At 57.5% G+C, this 20,873-nt stretch carries 17 protein-coding genes; 12 read left to right on the top strand and 5 right to left on the bottom strand.

The features are described 5' to 3' along the window. The first annotated feature begins 21 nt into the window (after window positions 1–21). From B7364_RS09900 to B7364_RS09875, 6 genes are all read left to right on the top strand, one after another. Window positions 22–747, top strand: a complete 726-nt coding sequence (locus tag B7364_RS09900; RefSeq protein ID WP_085339854.1) for an OmpH family outer membrane protein — start codon at window positions 22–24, stop codon at window positions 745–747. Between the two features lie 163 nt (window positions 748–910). Further along, the gene (lpxD, locus tag B7364_RS09895; RefSeq protein WP_085339852.1) at window positions 911–1,951 is read left to right on the top strand and encodes a UDP-3-O-(3-hydroxymyristoyl)glucosamine N-acyltransferase; all 1,041 of its coding nucleotides are present in this window, start codon (window positions 911–913) and stop codon (window positions 1,949–1,951) included. Beyond that, a complete protein-coding gene (gene fabZ, locus B7364_RS09890) occupies window positions 1,948–2,394 on the top strand; it encodes a 3-hydroxyacyl-ACP dehydratase FabZ (protein ID WP_085339851.1) in 447 nt (148 codons plus the stop codon). Before lpxD ends, fabZ begins: the two co-directional genes overlap by 4 nt. Further along, window positions 2,391–3,185, top strand: coding sequence for an acyl-ACP--UDP-N-acetylglucosamine O-acyltransferase (lpxA, locus tag B7364_RS09885; protein ID WP_157893632.1), 795 nt, complete (start codon window positions 2,391–2,393; stop codon window positions 3,183–3,185). The genes fabZ and lpxA overlap by 4 nt, the downstream gene beginning before the upstream one ends. A gap of 39 nt (window positions 3,186–3,224) precedes the next feature. After that, window positions 3,225–4,076, top strand: a complete 852-nt coding sequence (locus tag B7364_RS09880) for an LpxI family protein (protein WP_085339848.1) — start codon at window positions 3,225–3,227, stop codon at window positions 4,074–4,076. Further along, entirely contained in the window at window positions 4,073–5,224 is a 1,152-nt protein-coding gene (locus tag B7364_RS09875) for a lipid-A-disaccharide synthase (protein WP_085339846.1), read from the top strand. Before B7364_RS09880 ends, B7364_RS09875 begins: the two co-directional genes overlap by 4 nt. Here the strand turns inward: B7364_RS09875 and xseA are convergent. Continuing rightward, a complete protein-coding gene (gene xseA / locus B7364_RS09870; protein WP_085339845.1) occupies window positions 5,221–6,681 on the bottom strand; it encodes an exodeoxyribonuclease VII large subunit in 1,461 nt (486 codons plus the stop codon). The two genes, B7364_RS09875 and xseA, sit on opposite strands and share 4 nt — an antisense overlap. A 187-nt stretch (window positions 6,682–6,868) precedes the next feature. On the opposite strand from xseA, the gene B7364_RS09865 reads away from it, so the two are divergent. Then, window positions 6,869–7,468 carry a fasciclin domain-containing protein gene (locus tag B7364_RS09865; protein WP_232780870.1) on the top strand — a complete coding sequence of 200 codons (600 nt, stop codon included), beginning with the start codon at window positions 6,869–6,871 and terminating at the stop codon, window positions 7,466–7,468. 17 nt (window positions 7,469–7,485) lie between these two features. Here the strand turns inward: B7364_RS09865 and B7364_RS09860 are convergent, their stop codons facing one another. From B7364_RS09860 to B7364_RS09845, 4 genes are read right to left on the bottom strand one after another with little or no spacing between them, the layout of a single operon-like run. Beyond that, window positions 7,486–8,412, bottom strand: coding sequence for an AEC family transporter (locus tag B7364_RS09860; protein WP_085339843.1), 927 nt, complete (start codon window positions 8,410–8,412; stop codon window positions 7,486–7,488). Continuing rightward, entirely contained in the window at window positions 8,409–8,894 is a 486-nt protein-coding gene (gene ruvX, locus B7364_RS09855; protein ID WP_085339841.1) for a Holliday junction resolvase RuvX, read from the bottom strand. The genes B7364_RS09860 and ruvX overlap by 4 nt, the downstream gene beginning before the upstream one ends. Next, window positions 8,894–9,598 carry a DsbA family oxidoreductase gene (locus B7364_RS09850; protein WP_085339839.1) on the bottom strand — a complete coding sequence of 235 codons (705 nt, stop codon included), beginning with the start codon at window positions 9,596–9,598 and terminating at the stop codon, window positions 8,894–8,896. The genes ruvX and B7364_RS09850 overlap by 1 nt, the downstream gene beginning before the upstream one ends. Continuing rightward, a complete protein-coding gene (locus B7364_RS09845) occupies window positions 9,595–10,899 on the bottom strand; it encodes a diguanylate cyclase domain-containing protein (RefSeq protein ID WP_157893631.1) in 1,305 nt (434 codons plus the stop codon). Before B7364_RS09845 ends, B7364_RS09850 begins: the two co-directional genes overlap by 4 nt. 95 nt (window positions 10,900–10,994) lie before the next feature. Here B7364_RS09845 and B7364_RS09840 point away from each other — a divergent pair, with 95 nt between their 5' ends. The 5 genes from B7364_RS09840 to ppdK all read left to right on the top strand — a co-directional run bounded on the left by B7364_RS09840 (window position 10,995) and on the right by ppdK (window position 20,200). Further along, window positions 10,995–11,786 carry an SDR family NAD(P)-dependent oxidoreductase gene (locus B7364_RS09840; RefSeq protein ID WP_232780869.1) on the top strand — a complete coding sequence of 264 codons (792 nt, stop codon included), beginning with the start codon at window positions 10,995–10,997 and terminating at the stop codon, window positions 11,784–11,786. 307 nt (window positions 11,787–12,093) lie between these two features. Further along, window positions 12,094–14,031 (top strand): hypothetical protein, encoded by a 1,938-nt coding sequence (locus B7364_RS09835; RefSeq protein ID WP_085339837.1) that lies wholly within the window; start codon window positions 12,094–12,096, stop codon window positions 14,029–14,031. 139 nt (window positions 14,032–14,170) lie between these two features. Then, window positions 14,171–15,055: a glycine--tRNA ligase subunit alpha gene (locus tag B7364_RS09830; protein ID WP_408606337.1), complete on the top strand. Its 885-nt coding sequence runs from the start codon at window positions 14,171–14,173 to the stop codon at window positions 15,053–15,055. Between the two features lie 3 nt (window positions 15,056–15,058). Next, a complete protein-coding gene (glyS, locus tag B7364_RS09825; RefSeq protein WP_085339835.1) occupies window positions 15,059–17,272 on the top strand; it encodes a glycine--tRNA ligase subunit beta in 2,214 nt (737 codons plus the stop codon). 270 nt (window positions 17,273–17,542) lie between these two features. Further along, window positions 17,543–20,200 (top strand): pyruvate, phosphate dikinase, encoded by a 2,658-nt coding sequence (ppdK, locus tag B7364_RS09820; protein ID WP_085339834.1) that lies wholly within the window; start codon window positions 17,543–17,545, stop codon window positions 20,198–20,200. Window positions 20,201–20,873 lie beyond the last annotated feature (673 nt).

The raw sequence follows: 20,873 nt of genomic DNA, 5'->3' as shown, positions 1-20,873 counted from the left end.
AATTTTCCAGGAGAAACATCTATGAAAGCACACGATCTGATGGCTGGCGTTGCAGCCTTGTTGGCGGCAACCTCCGCCTACGCGCAAACCCCAGTGCCCGTCCCAGCCCCAGCGCCAGCCGCTGCGGCTGCCCCCGCGCGCCCAGCCGGCGCGCCAGCCGTTTTAAGCCCAGTGGTGGTCTATGACCTCGGCGCTTTGATCCAAGACAGCTTGGCCGGCCAAGATATGTCGAACAAGCTCAAAGCCATTCGCGACCAAATCAATCGTGAATTAGAACCAGATCAGCGCCAGCTTGAATCTGAATTGCGCGCCATCCTCGCAAGCTCGGTTCAAGAGTCGCAAAGTGTGGCCGGTCGTCAGCGCCAAGAAGCTTTTCAGCGCCTCAATAATGAGTTCCAGCAAAAGCAAGAGCGTTTGAGCCAAGTCATGCAATTGACCGAGCGCAATGCGATTGACGCCTTCAACAAGGCGATTGCCCCTGTGCTTCAGCAAACCTTGGTTGCCCGCAACGGTTTGATCGCCATTTCGGCAAACCAAGTGGAGGCCTTCATTCCTGGCGTCGACATGACCGCTGATTTGATCACGCGCCTGAATGCCACCACCAAGACGATCAATGTGGTCCGTGCAACCTTGCCAACCCAAGGCGCGCCTGCTGCCGCTCCAGCTGCCGGAGCAGCCCCAGCGGCCGCACCTGCGGGCGCACCTCTGCCAGCGCGTCCACCAGCAGCAGCACCCCGTCGCCCCTAAGGGGCTGCCCGCATTGCGGGCAAGTGCCGCAATCGGCCACCACGACGCCTAAAGCGCGGTCTCCTATCCGGGGGCCGCGTTTTTTATCCTGCGTGTCGGGCTTGCGTGGGCTTGCGATAATTCGCTTATAGAGGCCTAGACTATCCGACTCGGAGCCCAAAAGATGATTGATCCGCGCTTCTACAGGCTCCTTGGGCCCAAAACCTTGGCCGAATTGGCCCAAGTGGTGCGGGCGGAATTACCGGGAGGCTTTGATCCGAATCTGGCCCTCAGAAGCTGCGCGCCCCTCGATCAAGCAACACCATCTGATCTTGCCTTTTGTCAGGGACCAGCCAAAGGGCAGTCGCTGATAGAAACCAAGGCAGGGGCCTGTCTCGTTCGGGCTGAACATGCCGCCCTGTTGCCAGCGGGCGTGGCACCCTTGATCGTGAAAGAACCGCGCGCCGTTTTTGCCGCTGCGGCCGCAGCGCTTGTCGCGCGTCGCGACTTTGACCCGACAGCCCCTGCTGTCCCTGCCTCCGTCAAGCTTGAAGCCAATGTCATTATTGGCCGCGGTGTGGTTATTGGTGAGGATGTTGAGATTGGCCAAGGCACCACAATTGGCCCCAATAGCGTCATCGGGCCAGGAGTTGCGATTGGGCGAAATTGCCGGATCGGGGCCAATGTCACCATTTATTGCGCTTTGATCGGCGACCGGGTCACGATTTCTTCCGGCAGTGTGATTGGTGAGGTCGGCTTTGGCGTCGCCCCTACGGCCAATGGTCCGGTTGATGTGCCGCAATTGGGTCGGGCCATTTTGCAAGATGACGTATCTGTTGGCTCATTATGTGCTGTAGATCGCGGCGCTTTTGGCGATACGGTTTTAGGTATTGGCTGTAAAATCGACAATTTCACGCAAATTGCGCATAATTGCCAACTTGGGCTGGGGGTCGTGATCGCGGCGTTCGGCGGGATTTCCGGCTCGTGCGAAATTGGCGACAATGTCATGATGGGCGGGCGCGTCGGCTTGGGTGATCACATTCAAGTGGGTGAGCGCGTGGTGATCGCTGCGGGAAGTGGTGTCTTGGAATCGGTTCCTGCGGGCGAGGCCTGGGGTGGCTATCCCGCCAAACCGCTGCGACAATGGCTGCGAGAATCGGTTGCCCTCAAACGACTGGTCAACCCAAAACCACAAGCAAGCCCGAAGGGTGGGGAATCACTATGAGCGACATGATTGATTGCGACGAAATTGAACGCCTGATCCCGCACCGCTTCCCGTTTCTGTTGATTGATCGGTGCTTTGACTATGTCGAGGGACAGAGCATTCGCGGGATTAAGTGCGTAACGGCCAATGAACCCTTCTTTCAGGGCCATTTTCCAAGCCGCCCGCTAATGCCCGGTGTCTTGCAGATTGAAGCCATGGCCCAAGCCAGCGCTGTACTGATGTCCAAGACCTTAAAGGTCGACGCCAAGACAGCCGGCATTATGTTTATGTCGGTCGATAATGCGAAATTCCGCCGTCCAGTGCGGCCGGGGGATGTGTTGAACATTCAGGTCGAGGTGCTGTTAGGCCGCCGCAATATCTACAAATTTGCCGGTAAAGCAGAAGTAGATGGCCAATTGGCCTGTGAGGCGGAATGGGCTGCCATGAAAGTAGATTTGGCATGAGCGCAACCATCCATCCCTCGGCCGTCATTGAAGATGGTGCTGTGATCCATGATGGGGCCAAAATCGGCCCTTTTTGCTATATTTCCAGCCAAACAACCATCGGGCCAGATGCGCATTTGGTGTCTAACGTCACGACTTATGGCCGGGTCAGCATCGGGGCCACTACGCAAGTATGGCCCTTTGCCGTTCTGGGTGGCCCACCGCAAATCCATCCCTATCAGGATAGCGACACCCAGCTTGTCATTGGCGCGTCCTGTGTCATCCGCGAACATGTGACCATGCACCGCGGCTCAACCCGCGATCAGGGCCTGACCAAAATTGGCGATGGCTGCTATTTCATGGACAATTCCCATGTCGCCCATGATTGTGTGGTGGAAGATAATTGCATCCTGGCGCGCAGCGCGACCCTGGGCGGCCACGCCCATTTGGCCAAGGGCGTCTATATTGGTGGTTTGGCGGCGGTGCACCAATGGACGCGCATTGGGACCTTTGCCTTTATCGGCGCTTTGGCTTTGGTGACGCGCGATGTCATTCCGTTTGCTATGGCCAATGGCAATCCGGCGCATTTGAAGGGCTTGAACATTGTGGGCTTCAAGCGGCGCGGTAACTCAACCGCCCAAATCCGCGATATTCTTGCCGCCTTTGATATGCTGTTTGGCGATGATGTTACGCCCTTGCAGGACCGCATTTCCGATGTCAGCGAAAGCTTCCAAGACAATGAACAGGTTCAAGCCATGTTGGACTTCTTGAACGGCACGTCGAAACGCGGGATTTGTAGCGCGGAACGCTAAGGCTTCCTACATGGAGGTTGTCGGACCAAAAGGGAGCACATGCGCGCATTTGCGAAACTAGGCATCATTGCGGGGGCAGGGGACTTACCTGTTCTTTTGGCCCAGCATTGTCGCGATTCTGGCATGCCGGTGCATGTGAGCCGAATCAAGGGCATGTGCGACCCGCGCCTCAGCCTTTATCCCGGCAGCGACTGTGCTTTGGCCAATTTTGGCGAGCGCATGAAGGCCCTCAAGGCTGATGGGGTGGATGCCTTGGTGTTTGCTGGCCTCGTCAATCGTCCTGATTTTTCCACCTTGAAGCCAGACTTGCGCGGCGCGCTGGCGCTGCCCCGTATCATGGCTGAGATGCGCAAAGGCGATGACGCGCTGTTACGCGCGGTCTTGGCCGAGTTTGAACGCGAAGGCTTTGCCATTGTCGGCACGGATGAAGTTCTGGCAAACCTTCTGGCCGAAGAGGGCTTGATTGCCGGGGCAGAGCCGACAGAAGAACAACGCGAAGATGCCACCAAGGCCATGGCGATTGCAGCTGAAATTGGTCGGCTGGATATTGGCCAAGGGGCGGTGATTGTTGAAGGCTTAGTGCTGGCAGTTGAGGCCCAAGAAGGCACAGACCGTATGCTGGCGCGGGTCCATGAACTTTCAACCCATATTCGCGGCACCAAGGTGGCCCGTCGCGGGGTGTTGGCCAAGCGTGCAAAGCCCGATCAGGAACGCCGCGTGGACTTGCCAACCATTGGAGTCAAAACGGTGGAAGGTGCCTCTAAAGCAGGCCTTGCTGGGATTGTGGTTGAGGCAGGCGGCGCTTTGATCATCGACCGCAACAATGTGATTGCCGCGGCGGAAGAAGCAGGCCTCTTCATTTTGGGCGTCGCCGTGGATCGTCCATCATGAAGCCCTATCGTGTCTTCGTGGTTGCGGGGGAGCCATCGGGTGATGAATTGGCCGCCGAGTTTGTTGCGGCCCTGCGCGCCCGCCGCCCTGATCTGGTGATTGCCGGGGTTGGCGGCGAGAAATTGGCCAGCCAAGGTATCCAAAGTGCCGTCTCGATTGAGGGCCTGTCGGTTCTGGGCCTGACTGAAGGGCTCGCGGCGCTCAAAACCGTCAATGCACGGGCAGAAGAAACAGGTGCAGCCGCAGAGGCCTTTGGGCCAGATGCCGTCGTCCTGATCGATTCTTGGGGCTTTACCTTGCGCGCGGCCAAGGCCATTCGCGCACGGGTTCCTCAAGCGCGCTTAGTCAAAATGATTGGCCCACAAGTCTTTGCCACCCGCCCGGGTCGCGCCAAGACAGTGGCGCACGTCTATGACGCCCTATACTGCATCCATGATTTTGAAGTGCCTTTTTATGAAGGTACGGGCCTGCCCGTCACGGTCATTGGCAATCCAGCCATTGCGCGGGCCGGAAAAGGTGATGGCGCCCAGTTTCGGGCGCGCCATAGTCTTACCGATAAGAAGATTGTCCTTTTGCTCCCCGGCTCTCGCCGGGGTGAGATCCAGCGCGTGGCACCTGCGCTGGAAGGGGCTGCTGCCCTCCTCAGCAGCAAAGACCCTAATGTTCATGTTGTGGCGGTCCTTGCCCCATCGGTGGCGGAAGCCATCAAGGAGCGGGCTGCGAGCTGGACTTTCCCGCACCACGTGGTGGGCGAGGATGAAAAGCTGGATGCCTTTGCCGCAGGCGATGTCGCTTTGGCTTGTTCCGGCACGGTCACGACCGAAGTCGCCCTGCAAGAAACCCCCATGGTTATTGGCTATCGCCTTGGCGCCATCAGCGGCTTTATCATTCTGACCTTCTTGTTGAAGAGCCGCTTCATCTGCCTGCTCAATATCGCGTTGAATCGAATGGCCATCCCGGAATTTGTGCAAAATGGCCTGACGCCTAAGGCTTTGGCCGAGGCGGCTTCGAAGCTGCTGTATGATCCCAAGTCTGCCCAAGACCAAGTGAGCGCACAAGCGCTGGCGCTTACCAAAATGGGCCGCCATGACCCGCCTGCAGCAGAGCGTGCCGCCGATGCCTTGCTGACCCTGTTGGATGCCACCTAGTCGAACAGGCTGCCTTGCACCGGCCCATCGCTGGCGCGAACTTTTACATCGCCGTCAAGGAATGTCAGCGTTAGCTTGGCATCCGCCTTAATCGCAGACTTGGCGCGCACCACCACACCTTTGTCGGTGCGCACCACGGCAAAGCCGCGCTCGAGCGCAGAGCGGTAGGAGAGGGCTTCTAGCAAGCTTGCTTGGCCCGCTAGATGGCGGCTCTTAGCCTCTAGGCTGCGTGTGAGGCCTGAAGTTAAGCGCTGGCTTGCCAAGGCTAAGCGCTGTTCGGACCGGGCAAGCGCATCGCGTTCAAGTGCCGTCCGACGGGTGAGGGCAGCGCCCAATCTCTGGCCCAAGCTTGCAACAAATTGGGCCTTGCGCGTCACATCTTGGTGCAGGACTTGTGGCCGCAAGCGCCCGCCAATGGCCGCAAGCCCGTGGGCTTTGGCGGCAACCAAGGTGCGCAGCGATGGGCCAAAGCGCAAATCAATCACATCCATGCGCTGGCGGGCACTGGCAAATAAAGTATCGGCGCGGGGAAGACGGGCGGTCGCGGCGCGCAATTCAATCTTGGACCGCTCTAGGCCCCGAACCATTGCGCGTGACAAGCGGGCACCAATCAAGCCGATCCGCTCTTGTAACTCTAGCCGCACGGGCACGGCGATTTCTGCTGCCCCAGTCGGGGTCGGCGCGCGACGATCTGATGCGAAATCGATCAGCGTCGTATCGGTCTCATGCCCGATGGCTGAAATGAGCGGGATGGCGCTGGCCGCAGCAGCACGGACCACCACTTCTTCATTGAAGGCCCACAGGTCTTCGATCGATCCCCCACCGCGCGCGATGATCAAAAGGTCTGGGCGGGGTACCGGCCCGTCTGGCGACAAGGCATTAAAGCCCGCAATGGCGCGCGCTACTTGGTCTGCGGCCTTATCGCCCTGGACCAAAACCGGCCACAGGATTACCTGGACGGGGAAGCGCTCGGACAAGCGATGAAGAATGTCGCGGATGACAGCCCCCGTCGGGCTTGTCACAACGCCAATCACGCGAGGCAAGTAGGGCAGGGCCTGTTTACGCGCGGGGTCAAACAGGCCTTCAGCGGCAAGGCGCTTACGTCGCTCTTCCAATTGTGCCAGCAACGCGCCAACGCCTGCAGGCTCAAGCCGCTCAATGATCAGCTGATATTTTGATGAGCCGGGAAAAGTGGAGATTTTGCCCGTCGCAATCACTTCCATCCCTTCTTCAGGGCGGAACTTTAGAGCAGCAGCCACACCTTTCCACATGACAGCGGACAAGACGGCATTGGCATCCTTCAGATCGACATAGACATGGCCAGACCTTGCCAAAGTGACCCGGCCCATTTCGCCGCGCACCCGCACATTACCAAAATCATCTTCCAAGCGGCGCTTGATCGCACCGGATAGCTCAGAAACAGAAAATTCCGGGGCGTTTGAAGGCTCTTTGCTCATGACTTCTGTCTAATGCGATGCGGGGGCCGGGGGAAGGGACTATGTGATGGGCCAATTTGGGTCTGAAACAGGCGCAAGAATTACAAATCAGAGAGAAACATCACGAAACCGGGTTATGATACATCCAGTTGAACCCGTCTGCGTAGACGGTCTCAGAGCTATCCCGCTCGGTCTTTAGGATAAAAATATGTTAAACTTCAAAATGTTCGCTTCGGCGGCAGCCGCCCTCGCTTTGTCTGCAGCACCGGCAATGGCACAATGCGCCAAAACCAAAACCGATGCCGCAGCCCAAGCAGCTGGCTTTCAAACCATCGGCTATCATGCGGCCTCAACCACTGCAAAGCCTGCACGAGCGGCCAGCGGCGACATCATTGATGTGGCCGTGGGGGCTGGAAGCTTTAAGACCCTTGCCGCAGCACTGACCGCGGCGGGCCTGGTGGATACGCTGAAAACCGCCGGCCCCTTTACCGTCTTTGCCCCCACCGACGCAGCCTTTGCTAAATTGCCAGCTGGGACCGTGGAAAATCTCTTGAAGCCTGAGAACCGTGCCCAATTAATCTCCATCCTGACCTATCATGTCGTGCCCGGTAAAATTACATCAAACCAATTGCTTGATAAAGTGACCCCCGCCACCACCGTGCAAGGGCGGAAAGCCACGATTGATGGCCGCAATGGCCGCGTGACCGTCAATGGGGTTGCGGTAACGGCCGCTGATGTTGGGGCATCCAATGGCGTCATCCATGTGATCGACACGGTTTTGATGCCGCCAGCAGCCAAGCATCACTAAGGCGGCTGCCGGCCCATTCAGGCCGGCATCGTCAGCACATGCCAAAAGGGGATGGTGACCAAGGCGATCAAAGTCGTTGCGGTCACCAAACCGGCCATCAATGGCGCATCGCCCCCCAATTCTCGCGCCAGCACATAAGCGGCTGGCGCACTGGGCATGGAGGCCACCCCAATCGCCACCGCGCTTGGCAAGGGGGCAAGGCCCAGCATTTGGGTGACCAGCAACATCAAAAGCGGTGCTATGGCAAGCTTTGAGACAACCCCGACCGCCAAACGCAGCGGCACTTTGCCCAAACCTTCAAAACTCAAGGCTGCCCCAACGCTTACCAAAGCAACCGGCATGGCTGCCCGGCCCAACAGCGCGAGAGCCGGTTCCAGCGGGCCAATATGCTTGGTTAAGCCAATCAGATTGGCAATAATCCCAGTTAAGCTTGCAAGCACTAAGGGATTGCGCATCACCTCGCCCAGGGCACCCTTCAAGCTTGGAACTATGTCATTCTGCCCCCAGCGCGCCATGACAAACACACTCATCAGATTCACAAAGGCGACCACAGGGCCAAAGCCTAAAGCAATCAGCGCAAGGCCTTCAGGCCCGTATAGGGCAGGGGCTGCGGCTAAAACAATAAAGCCGTTCCAGCGCACACTGGCTTGAAAGATTGAGGTAAAAGCAGGTCCATCATCGCGAAACCACAGCCTTAGGCTAAGCCCCCACAAGCCAGCTAAAGCAAAACCCACGACAAGACAGCTAAGGAAATGCACCGTATCAGGGCCTGAGAAGTCGGCACTTGCCACAGTTGAAAACAAGAAGGCCGGATAGAGCATCCAATAGCCAAAAGAATTGACAGCCGCCCAAGATGCATCGGGCACCACCTTGGCGCGCTTGGCGATAAAGCCAATGGCAATCACCAGAAAGACGGGCAAAATGGCGGTGAAGGCGACGCTCATGATCGGGGGCCGAGGCCAAACCCGTCTTGCATGCGGTCGAGAAGCCCCTGCAGCATATAGGCAGCTGCGGCAGCGTCCACGACGGCGGCGCGCTTCGCCCGCGTCATGTCGGCGGCAATCATTTGGCGCTGAACCGCCGCGGTGGAGAGCCGCTCATCCCACATCAAAAGCGGCACATCGCGGATGCTCAACAAATTGCGGGCAAAGGCGCGGGCAGCTTGCGAGGAGGGGCCTTGCGACCCATCCATATTGATCGGATGGCCGACGACGAGGCCACAGGCAGAGCGGTCATCATAGATCGCAAATATCGCCTCCCCATCGGCGGCCATTTTGGTTCGCTTCACCCCGCCAGCAGGGCTAGCGATCAAACGCGTCACATCTGAAGCGGCTACCCCAATCGTGGTTGAACCGGGGTCTATGCCGATTAGGGCCTGACGGGCGGGCAAACTTTCACAAAAGACGGAATAGTCCAGAATTGGCATTAGGCGATGCCGGAGGCAGCAGGCGCAGCAAGTTGTTCGGCACGTGCCCGGTCTAGGGCTGCCACAAAAGTCTCTACACCTTGCGCCCCAACAACCGCAAAGCTTTGATTGAACAGGACAGTCGGCACGCCTGTGACGCCCATACGCTGGGCAATATCGAGTTCTTGTTCAACCGGGGCCACGTCTGCATCACTGGCCAACAGCCGCGCCACAAGGTCACCATCCATGCCTAGGCCCCGGGCAATGGAGACCAAAGTCGCAGCTTGGCTCAGGTCTTCGCCCTCAACATGATAGGCTTGAAACAAAGCCTCGGCGCATTCGACCTCGACACCCGCTGAACGCGCCCAGCGCAATAAGCGGTGGCAATCGCGTGTGTTGGGGGTGGTCTTGATCGCGTCAAAGTTAAACTCAATACCAACACGAAGCCCCGCCTCAACCACGGCTTGGGAGATTTCTCTCAGGCGGGCTTCATCGACGCCAAATTTGGCAAGAAGGCGCGCCTTTCGGTCAGCGCCCTCTTTGGGCGTCGTCTGGTCTAATTCAAACGGGCGCATGGAGAGGTGGGTGGGGATCTCACGGCGCGTTACACAGGCTGTTACCAATGCGCGAAATCCCACATAACACCATGGGCAAATCACGTCGGAGATGAAATCAATCGCAATTGGCCGGTCAAGGATGGGGGGCTGGGTAATAGGATCATTCATTGGTTTTGGCCTTGTTCCAGCAAACCTGTCGCGCGTTGCAACAAGCTCGAGGCGCTTTCATGGGGCGAGAGGCTAGCGCTTGCAATGGCGAGTTTGATCTGGATCGGCTGATCATTGCTATAGCTTGTGTGGTCAGCTTGGACGTCAAAGGCGGTACATTCAAGCACGGCGGCAATCCGTTCCGCCGCAATCGCGGCAGCCTCATCATCCGAGCTAGGGAACGCCACGGCAAATGTTGTCTGATCGAGGCGGGCTGCCACATCCTCCGCCCGCACCAAACGCGATAACATGGCCCCAGACTGGCCTATCAAACGCTCTATCCCCTGACGTGTATGCACCACACCAAGACTTGCTTTCGGGTCAAGCCGGGCCAAAGCAATGGATAAGGGCCGGTCGGTTTCATGTGCTCTGTGGGCTAGGCTTTCTAAATGCGCCAAAAAGAAAGACGGCGCATAAAGGCCAGTGGTTGCTTCCATCGCCGCGGGCGCGCGGGCGGCGGCAAAGGCTAGATTCAACGCATCGCGGCTGCGCTTTACTTCCACAAAATTCAGCAGGCGATCGGCAGTCATATCATCATCATCGCCCGCCACGGCAAAGTCGGTCGCGCCCCGCTCAATGGCTTCTTGGGGATTGTCGAAATCTGGCGAGCCGAGGATCAAGCAAGGCATATGGAACATGCGCGCATTGCGCCGCATCGCCGCACAAAAACTCAAAGCCGTGGGCCGATCGTCGCGTGCCAAGATCACCACCCCGTCAAAGTCGCTCTCATGCAGATAGTCAAAGGCGGTAAATGAGGTGAAAGCGGCGATGGTTTCGGCCCCTTGCTGGGTCATGGCCGTGCTAAAGCGCAACAAATCGGGGCCTGGCTGGCCGAAGATCAGAATGCGCGGCACTTTCGCACTATTGACGATGGGTGGATGGGCTGGCCCGCCAAAGCGCGCCAAGGTTCGAAACCGCATTTTGGCCTCATCGGCCATAACCGCAATACGCAAGCTCGACCCCAGTCGAGCTGCCAAAACGCTGGGCGTTGCAAACGCATCCAACACCCCATCAAAGGCGCTGACGTCGAAATTTTCTTCGCCATTGCTCCACGCCATAAACAGACCTGTACGCGGCCCGAGCGCAGCTTTCAGCGAGCGGGCCAAATCTCCCGCTTTCGGCCCAGCTTCCCCCCGCGTATCAACAACAATTGCTGCGGTTTGGCGGCGCAGATGGTCTTCGCCCGCAATGGTAAAGCCCGCTTGCGATAAGGCTTCGCTCGCGTCATCGCCTGCAAGAACAAGAATATGGGGCTTTGCCATCCTATGCCTACTTTCAAGGACCATTGCGAAATTCGTACAGCACCCTAGCGTGGGGAAACTGAGTCGTCAGTAAACGAATGTGAAAGGCCCCCACTTTGACTGCCAACCCTGTTCTAATCCAGCCTGATTTCAGCCTCCAAGGCAAAACCACACTGATTACTGGGGCGTCCTCTGGCCTTGGGGCCCATTTTGCCCGCCTGTTGGCAGGGCTTGGCGCAAAAGTTGTCTGCGGCGCGCGACGGGTTGACCGCTTGGAAGCCTTGGTGGGGTCAATTCAGGCCGCAGGCGGGCAAGCCCAGGCTGTTAAGCTCGATGTTCAGGATGAGGCCAGCGTCATCGCCGCCTTTGATGCCGCTGAAGCCGGCTTAGGCTTGCCTACTATTGTGATCGCCAATGCCGGAACCAATGAAATTGGCTTGGCAACCGATATTTCGATGGAGGCGTATGACGCCGTGATGTCGGTTAATGTGCGGGGCGTGTTTATCACAGCGCGCGAGGGGGCCAAGCGCATGATCGCCAGCGGCAGTGCCGAGCGTGGGGACGGCCGGATCATCTTGATCGCCTCTATGGCAGGCCTCAAGCCGCTTCCCGGTCTGGTGCCCTATAGCGTCTCAAAAGCGGCAGTCGTCATGATGGCCAAGTCGATGGCTGCCGAATGGATGCGTAGAGGCATTAATGTGAATGCCATTTGCCCGGGCTATATTGAGACCGAAATCAATGCCGATTGGTTGGCTCAACCCGGTGGGCAAAAGATGGTTGCGGGATTTCCCCGTCGCCGTCTCATGGATGATCAGGCCCTAGATGGTGCGATGACGTGGTTGGTTTCAGACGCGGGCCGGTTCACCAGTGGGGCAATCCTTCAGATTGACGATGGGCAGGCGCTCTAAGCCATGATCCGCAAATTGGACGTCAGTCTGTGCTCTTCGGTATAAAATTGGCAAGGTGGCAAAGGTCGCGCCGATCTTGGCTGCTAAATAACGTATGATAAAATCAAACCAAGTTTGGTTAATTGTTTTTGGCTCTGTTGGGCCTATCATTTGACAGTGCAATACCTAATCAATACCTAGTAAATAAAATTGATTCTATTGGCTTTATTGTCTGTTTACCGGTTGTTTTGACCGAATGTTAGGAACTTCGATGTTATCCGTCGAGTAAGTGCCTCATGTGTGAGGGCACTGCGAAGGATACGGGCCGATGAAGTTCAAGAAGACAGTTTTGGCGACGAAAGTCACGCGCATCGAGCGCGGCAATGTCGCTGTCATTTTTGCACTGGTTTCGTCGGTGTCTTTAGGCGTGCTTGGGGCTTCCATTGAGTTGAACCGCGTCGCTAATACGAAGGCGTCATTGGCTGCCGCGGCAGATGCGGGGGCGTTGGCCGCCAAGCGTGAGCAGTCCGACAAAAGTTCGCTCGGCGCAAGTGCTGCGCGTGCAGCCGGGGAAGCAGCAGGCACGAAGGCATTCTTGGCCTCTGCGCCTGGTGAAGAGCGAGGCGTGAGCAATCTTGCCGCCACGGCGACGTGGGATTCGGATGGTTCTGCCCGGCTGACAGGGACGGGTACGCAAAGCTTAATCTTGGGCGGCTTAGTTGGGCGTTCCAATGTTACGCTCAGCGCCGTGGGCGTGGCGACGGCTGGCACGGACCGGCGGCTTGAAGTCGCGGTTGTGATGGATACGACCGCATCCATGTTCGAAAAGGATGGTCGGCCCACCACGCGCTTTACCCAGATGCGCAGCGCTGCAAAGGGCTTCGTCAATACGCTGTTCAACACCGTGACTATTCCAGATCGCTTGCGGGTGGCGATTATTCCTTGGACGACAACGGTCAATATTCGCAGCGAAGTTCCCGATCAAACTTGGAATAATGCTGCAGCGACTGTGCGCAGCCCAGTTGAAGCCGGTACGCGTTCCTTGCCGACAAATCTTGTCGGTCGATCGTCAAATATCACGGAGACAACGGCCCAACTGAATACACTCTTCGCACCTGTTGGGTGGCGCGGCTGTATCTCGGGTGCCGGTGAAAGCCTGTCTGCCAATGACGAGACCAAGACCGGCATGACTTGGAACGCGCTGCGCGTGCCGCCGCGCGTTAACAATGCGACGCGCACGCAGGGCGTAACCGCAAACAAAATGTGCGACAAGTGGACAGGCTGCCCCTCTCCACCGCCACCCCCTCCTGGGCCACCACCGCCCCCGCCACCGCCACCACCAAAGCCTCAGGGCAACCTGACCCTGCCGGGGCAAAAGCCTGCGACGTTTGCATTCTTGAATTTTGGCAAAACCACGTTGAACGCAGCGTGCGTCAACAATCCCTACCCGTGCACGTTCAACTCGTGCCCGTCGGGCAGCCCCAGCATCACAACCATTAATTGCTCGCAAAACGACAATAATGGTACGCGTAATGCGTTTTTCAATTTCACAGGTTCGCAAGCTTGCATCAGCGGCGGCGGATGCCAACTCAATCTGAATACAGGCACCGCCAATGGCTGCGTGGCCGATTATAATGAAATCACGTGGAACAATGCCAATGGGGCTTGGTGCTCATGGGTACCAAAGCAAACTTGGGATAGTTTCCGCCGCATCACGGGGCCAAACTTAAACTGCCCCATGCCGATGCTGGGTTTATCGGCAAATCGTAGCCAATTGATCGACACAATCGACCGCTTGTCGCCTGCGCCCGGTGGGACCCATGCAGATGTTGGCTTGCGCTGGGGCCTGCGCGCCCTGTCTCCGCGTACCGAATGGGCCAATTTCTTCCAGCACAACGAGCCTGAGCCGTTTGGGTCGAGCTCTGTTACCAAGGTCATGGTTCTCATGACCGATGGGGCAAACGAGCAGGCGGTCAACTTCCCGGGCTATTGGGGTTGTAATGAATCGGGTGCGCCCGGGTGTACTGGATCACCCGACCGCGCCACGCTCGACAATCGGATGCAATCTTGGTGTACCGCAATTCGCGACACCTATAAGGTTGAACTCTATACGGTGGCGATCAACGTATCAGATACAGATGCGGTTAATCGCTTGCGCACCTGTGCAGGCAGCGCAGACCGCGCCTTCGCGGTTGATGCGAGCCAGTTGAACGCGACTTTTGAGCAAATTGCGCGCGAAACTTTCAGCCTGCGCTTGAAAGAATAAGACAGGTTCCCACCTTCTTCTGCGCTAAATGCGGCCTCGCTTGTTGCAAGCGGGGCCGCTTGCGCTTTATGCACACAAGGTCATGACCCAATCGATTGCTCCCCAAACCGCCCCACGCGAAACGCCTTGCTCGCGGGCGCTGGCGGCTGGCAAAGTGCCCAGCTTCCAAGATATCATTCTTACCCTATCGGATTATTGGGCCCGTCAGGGCTGTGTGATCCTGCAGCCCTATGATACCGAAGTGGGTGCGGGGACCCTGCATCCGGCAACGACGCTGCGCGCGCTAGGTCCAAAGCTGTGGCGGGCCGCCTATGTGCAACCGTCGCGTCGCCCGAAAGATGGCCGCTATGGCGAGAACCCCAATCGCCTCGGCCATTATTACCAATATCAAGTGATCCTAAAGCCCAACCCGCCCAATTTGCAGGAGCTTTATCTCAACTCGCTCTATGAAATTGGCATCGACCCCAGCCTGCACGATATCCGCTTTGTCGAGGATGATTGGGAAAACCCAACTGTGGGTGCTTGGGGGCTTGGCTGGGAGATTTGGTGTGACGGGATGGAAGTGTCCCAATTCACCTATTTCCAACAAGTCGGCGGCCTCGATTGCAAACCTGTCTCGGGCGAGCTGACCTATGGGCTTGAGCGCTTGGCCATGTATGTGCAAGGCGTCGAAAACGTCTATGACCTTGATTTTAATGGTCTTGGCGTGACCTATGGTGACGTGTTTTTAGAAAATGAGCGCCAGCAATCGGCGTTCAATTTCGAAGAATCCGATCCCGCGATGCTCAAGCGCTGGTTTGAGGATGCAGAGCGTATGTGCACGTATTTGCGCGACAAGGGCTTGGCTTTGCCGGCGTTTGACTGGGCGCTGAAATGTTCCCACCTGTTCAATTTGCTTGATGCGCGCGGGGTGGTATCGCCAACCGAACGGCAGAGCTTTATTGCCCGTGTGCGCGATCAGGCCAAGGGCTGCGCGGTCCTGTGGGCTGAGACCCAAGCCCCAAGCCAAGCAGAGGTGGTCTAAGCTATGCCGCAATTCTTGCTGGAACTTTTCTCTGAAGAAATCCCCGCGCGTATGCAAAAGCGGGCGGCTGAAGACCTCAAAAAGCTTTTGATGGATGGCTTGACCAAGGCTGGCTTCTTGCCAGGTGGCTTAGAGACCTTTAGCGCGCCGCGCCGCCTCGTCGCCGTCATTGAAGGCCTGCCCGAGCGGACAGCCGATGTGCGTGAAGAGCGCAAGGGCCCCAAAGTCGATGCCCCCGCCCAAGCCATTGAGGGCTTTTTGCGCGGTGCGGGCCTGACTGACATCGCCCAAGCCCGCGTGGTCTCCGACCCGAAAAAGGGTGATTTTTATGTCGCCGATCTCGTTAAACCCGGCCGGGCAACCCCTGAGGCCTTGGCTGAAATCGTGCCCGACATCATCCGCAACTTCCCATGGCCCAAGAGCATGCGCTGGGGCGAGGGGACATTGCGTTGGGTGCGACCCTTACATCGAATTGTTGCGGTGTTTGATGGCGAAATCGTACCCTTTGAGGTCGATGGAATTGCGGCCGGCAACATCAGTGAAGGCCATCGGTTCCACGGCACGGGCCTATTCGAGGTCAAGGATTTTGAGGATTATGAGGCGAAACTCTCTGCCGCCCATGTCATTCTCGACCGCGATCAGCGCAAGGCCCAAATCAAGGCAGACGCCCAAACATTGTGCCATGCCCGCAATCTTGAACTCATTGAAGATGAAGGACTTTTCGAGGAAGTCTGTGGTCTGGTAGATGAGCCCCATGTGATCATGGGCGATATGGATCCCGCATTCTTGGACCTGCCGCCAGAAGTCATTCGTCTGACCTTGCGCGTCAATCAGAAATATTTCGTGGTCCGCGATCCCAAGACGGGCGGCCTCGCGCCGCACTTCATCGTGGTGTCCAATGTGAAAGCAACCGATAGCGGCAAGAAAATCGCGCTGGGCAACGCCCGCGTGCTGGCTGCCCGCCTCAATGATGCCCGCTATTTCTGGGACTTGGACCGCAAAGCCAGCCTCGAAAGCCGCGTGCCGAAACTGGATACATTGGTGTTTCACGAAAAGCTCGGCAGTGTCGGCGACAAAGTGCGCCGCATTGTGGCGTTGGCGGGCGAAATCGCGCCTCTGGTGGGCGCAGACGTTGCGGCAGCCAAGCACGCAGCGCTTTTAGCCAAGGCCGATTTGACAACCGAAATGGTCGGCGAATTCCCAGAACTTCAAGGAGTTATGGGTCGCTATTACCAACTGCACGCACCTGTCCTCCCCCGTGCAACGGGGGAGGGGGACCCTGCGCAGCAGGGTGGAGGGGGCATGCCCCCCTCAGTCGGCTTCGCCGACAGCTCCCCCGCGTCGCAGGGGAGCACAGGGCTTGTCGCAAACACGATCATCGCCGACTCGATCCGCGACCACTACAAGCCCGTCGGTCCGTCCGATCAGGTGCCGAGCGAACCCGTCGCCATGGCGGTGGCTTTGGCCGATAAGCTGGATACACTGACAGGCTTCTTCGCCATGGGTGAGAAGCCAACAGGCTCGGGCGACCCCTATGCGCTGCGCCGCGCGGCTTTGGGGGTGATCCGGATTGTGCGTGAGGCTGGGCTTCGCTTTGGATTAGCCGCACTGCTGAATCATGCGCGCAGAGGTTATGGCAATGTCTTGAATTCAGATGCTGCTATCGCGCCGCACGGATATTCCGTTGCAGCGGTGGAAGTGTGTGACTTCATCCTCGAGCGCCTCCGCGTATCCCTCCGCGATGAAGGCTTTGCGCCAGATGTGCTCGAAGCAGCCTTTGCCATCCCTGATGATGATATCGTGCGAATCGTCTCGCGCGTAACAGCGCTTGCGAAGGTCCTGAAAACCGAGGATGGGGCCAATCTGGTCGCGGGCCTTAAGCGCGGGGCCAATATTCTGCGCGCCGAGGAGAAAAAGGATGGCGCGGCGGCAGATGGCAAGGTGACAGAGGCACTTTTGCGCGAACCTGCCGAGCAGGGGCTCTATCAAGCCCTGCTCGAGGCTGAAAGCCAGTTGGAACAAGCTTTGGCAGACGAGGCCTTTGACGCCACCATGGGCGCATTGGCAGCGCTTCGCGGCCCAGTTGACCGCTTCTTTGAGGGCGTTCTCGTCAATGATGGCGATGCTGGCATTCGCAAGAACCGTTTGGCGCTATTGGTAAAATTGCGTGCGGTGAGCGAGCGGGTCGCCGACTTTTCCAAGCTCGCAGGCGGCTAAGCCAAGCCCGCCTCAAATGTGGCTTCTTGGCCCCACATCAAAGACGGAGCCGTGGCCCAAGACTTGCTTTCCATTTGGGATCGATCTGGGTATTTGCCCGGATACTGGACGATTTTGCGTGTTGCAAAACTACATATCCAGAAGGGTGTGTGTCTTGCGACACAGTTCAGCCGTTCTGGGCTTTCATGTGGGTTGATAACTCACCCGACTGCCTTAGAAGGGCCGCTAACACGCGCCTGAGGCGCAAGAATCACATGAGGCACACGCTACATGAGTAAATTGGTTTATAGCTTTGGAGCAGGACTCGCCGATGGCGATGCCAGCATGAAGAATCTATTGGGCGGCAAGGGTGCGAACCTTGCTGAAATGAATAAGATCGGGCTTCCCGTTCCTCCAGGCTTTACCATCACCACTGAAGTCTGCACGGCCTTTTATGCTTTGGGCCAGAGATATCCCGATGCTTTGGCCGATGAAGTCAAAGCCGCTATGGCCAAGATAGAGAGCACGGTTGGCAAAGGCTTTGGCGATGCGGCTAACCCGCTTTTGGTTTCGGTCCGCTCTGGTGCGCGTGCCTCGATGCCCGGCATGATGGATACGGTCTTGAACTTGGGCCTGAATGATCAAACCGTGGAAGGTCTCGCCGCCCAATCTGGTAACCGCCGCTTTGCCTTTGATAGCTATCGTCGCTTCATCCAAATGTATTCCAATGTGGTGCTGGAATTGGACCACCACATGTTTGAGGATATTCTTGAAAGCTATAAGGAAGTCCACGACTATACGATCGACACCGACCTTGAAGCCGAAGATTGGGAGAAAGTCGTTGTCCAATATAAGGCGGCTGTTGACTCAGTCATGGGCAAGCCGTTCCCGCAGGATGTGAACGACCAATTGTGGGGCGCGGTCGGGGCGGTCTTCCGCTCGTGGATGAATGATCGGGCCGACTTCTACCGCAAAATGCACGATATTCCCGAAAGCTGGGGTACGGCCGTCAATGTTCAAGCCATGGTGTTTGGCAATATGGGCGAGACCTCGGCTACGGGCGTGGCCTTCACACGCAACCCCTCAACCGGTGAGCGCTTGTTCTACGGCGAATATCTGATCAATGCCCAAGGCGAAGATGTGGTTGCCGGCATCCGTACGCCCAAGTCCATCACCAAGGTTCAGCGCGAAACCATGGGCGAGGGCGGTCTTTCCATGGAAGAAGCCTTGCCGGAAGTGTTCCAACAACTCGTGCAAGTCTATGGCCAGTTGGAAGGCCATTATCGCGACATGCAGGACCTTGAGTTCACGGTCGAGCGCGGCAAATTATGGATGCTGCAAACCCGTAACGGAAAGCGCACGGCCAAAGCGGCTCTGAAAATTGCCGTCGACATGGTTGCCGAAGGCCTCATTACTGAGAATGAAGCCGTCATGCGGGTCGATCCAGCAGCGCTAGATCAATTACTTCACCCCACAATTGCGCCAGGCGCTGCGCGCGACTTGATCGCGGTGGGCTTGCCCGCTTCGCCGGGCGCTGCCGTTGGCGAAGTGGTGTTTGACCCCGATGAAGCCGAAGAAATGGCCAAAGCGGGTAAGTCGGTCATTTTGGTTCGTGAAGAAACCAGCCCCGAAGATATTCATGGCATGCATGCCAGCCGCGCCATCGTCACCTCACGCGGGGGCATGACCAGCCATGCCGCCGTGGTCGCCCGTGGTATGGGCCGTCCTTGCGTGTCCGGTGCAGGCGATATTCGTATTGACGAAGAAGCCGGCGTATTCAAAGTGCGTGGCCGCGAGATCAAAAAGGGCGATATTATTTCGGTTGACGGCTCTAAGGGCGAAGTCCTGTTTGGCGCGGTTGAAATGGAACAGCCTGAATTGTCCGGCGATTTTGCCGCCCTCATGGTCTGGGCCGATAAGGTTCGCCGCCTGAAGGTTCGCGCCAACGCTGAAACCCCGCTAGATGTGCGCACCGCACGTGAGTTTGGGGCCGAAGGCGTGGGCCTATGCCGGACAGAGCATATGTTCTTCGACGCCGACCGGATTGCCGCTGTGCGCGAGATGATTTTGTCGGAAACCAAAGCTGGCCGCGTCTTGGCTTTAGCCAAGATTTTGCCCATGCAGCGTCGCGACTTTGTTGAGATTTTCACCATCATGAAGGGCTTGCCCTGCACGATCCGCTTGCTCGATCCGCCCTTGCATGAATTCCTGCCGCACAGCTTGGAAGATGTTGAGGCGGTGGCCAATGCCACCGGTCTTGATAAGGCTAAGTTGTTAGAGCGGGCCAAGGATCTCCACGAAGTCAATCCAATGCTGGGCCATCGCGGATGCCGCCTCGGCATCACCTATCCTGAAATCTATGAGATGCAGGCGCGTGCTATTTTTGAAGCGGCCATTGAAGTCGCCAAAACCGAAGGCGAAGCCCCCGTGCCGGAAATCATGATCCCGCTGGTGGCGACTGAAAAGGAATTGCAAATCCTGAAAGATCGTGTTGATGTGGTCGGTCGCGAAGTGATGGACTATGAGGGGATGGAGATTGAGTACTCGGTCGGCACCATGATCGAACTGCCACGGGCTGCGTTGAAAGCTGATGAGATTGCCCGTCAGGCAGCCTTTTTCTCCTTTGGTACCAATGATTTAACCCAGACAACACTTGGCATCAGCCGCGACGATTCCGGCCGCTTTATGGGGGCCTATGTCGAACAGGGCATCTTTGAGAAAGATCCCTTTGTGACCTTGGATCAATCCGGTGTTGGCGATTTGATCAAGATCGCGCGCGATCGCGGTCGGGCAACCAAGTCTGATTTGAAACTGGGAATTTGCGGCGAACATGGCGGTGATCCCGCTTCCATCAGCTTCTGCGAAAAAGCGGGCCTCGATTATGTATCCTGCTCGCCCTACCGCGTGCCCATCGCGCGCCTCGCAGCAGCCCAGGCGGCGTTGAGCTAAGGCAGAGTAGGTAGGCGTCATCCTAGCCGACAAAGCGGGATCGTCGACCTAGCTCCGCAAACTCGCGGGCTGCAAGCTTGCCACTTCGTTCCGGCAGGGATGACATTGTGGTGGCGGGAAGAGTTTTTTCTCTAGAAGCGCTTTGGTGAACCTTCTGGTCACCCAACCGCTACCTCTAGCGTGATCGGGCGATTTGTCGCGTCAAATCGCCCACCAACAATTGAGCCTGGCCTTTGGGGCAGGCACAGCCTGCACCAAAGCCTTCCAGATAAAAACCTCTTTCACGGTGTCATCCCGGACGGCGTTAGCCGATCCGGGATCTCGTGTCGCACATGCGTAACCGGGTCCCCGCTCTTTGCCGCTGTGCTGCCAGAGATGACATTGAGGGGGCGGGGAGAGTTTTTTGTCTAGAAGCGCTTTGGTGACCCTTCTGGTNTTGCGACATCGGGGTAGTCAAGTGCGCAGCTTTGCTGCGTCGCAAGGCGATCCGTTTTCGACGAAAACGGACACTTGACGACCCAGATGTCGCGGCCATGCTCGATACTCCATTTTGGTGAAACAAGGTTTCCACCAAAATGGGTCTAGATGGAATCTCCCCTCATCCCGTGAGAGTGGAGTTGAGTGGATAGATAAAACCTATCCCCCTGTATCCAAGCCGCCTGTAAGCTTTAGC

The organism is Aquidulcibacter paucihalophilus, from assembly GCF_002105465.1.
Lineage (GTDB): Bacteria > Pseudomonadota > Alphaproteobacteria > Caulobacterales > Aquidulcibacteraceae > Aquidulcibacter > Aquidulcibacter paucihalophilus.
Note: the sequence above shows the minus strand (reverse complement) of the source record. Positions and strands in the feature narration are given on the sequence as shown.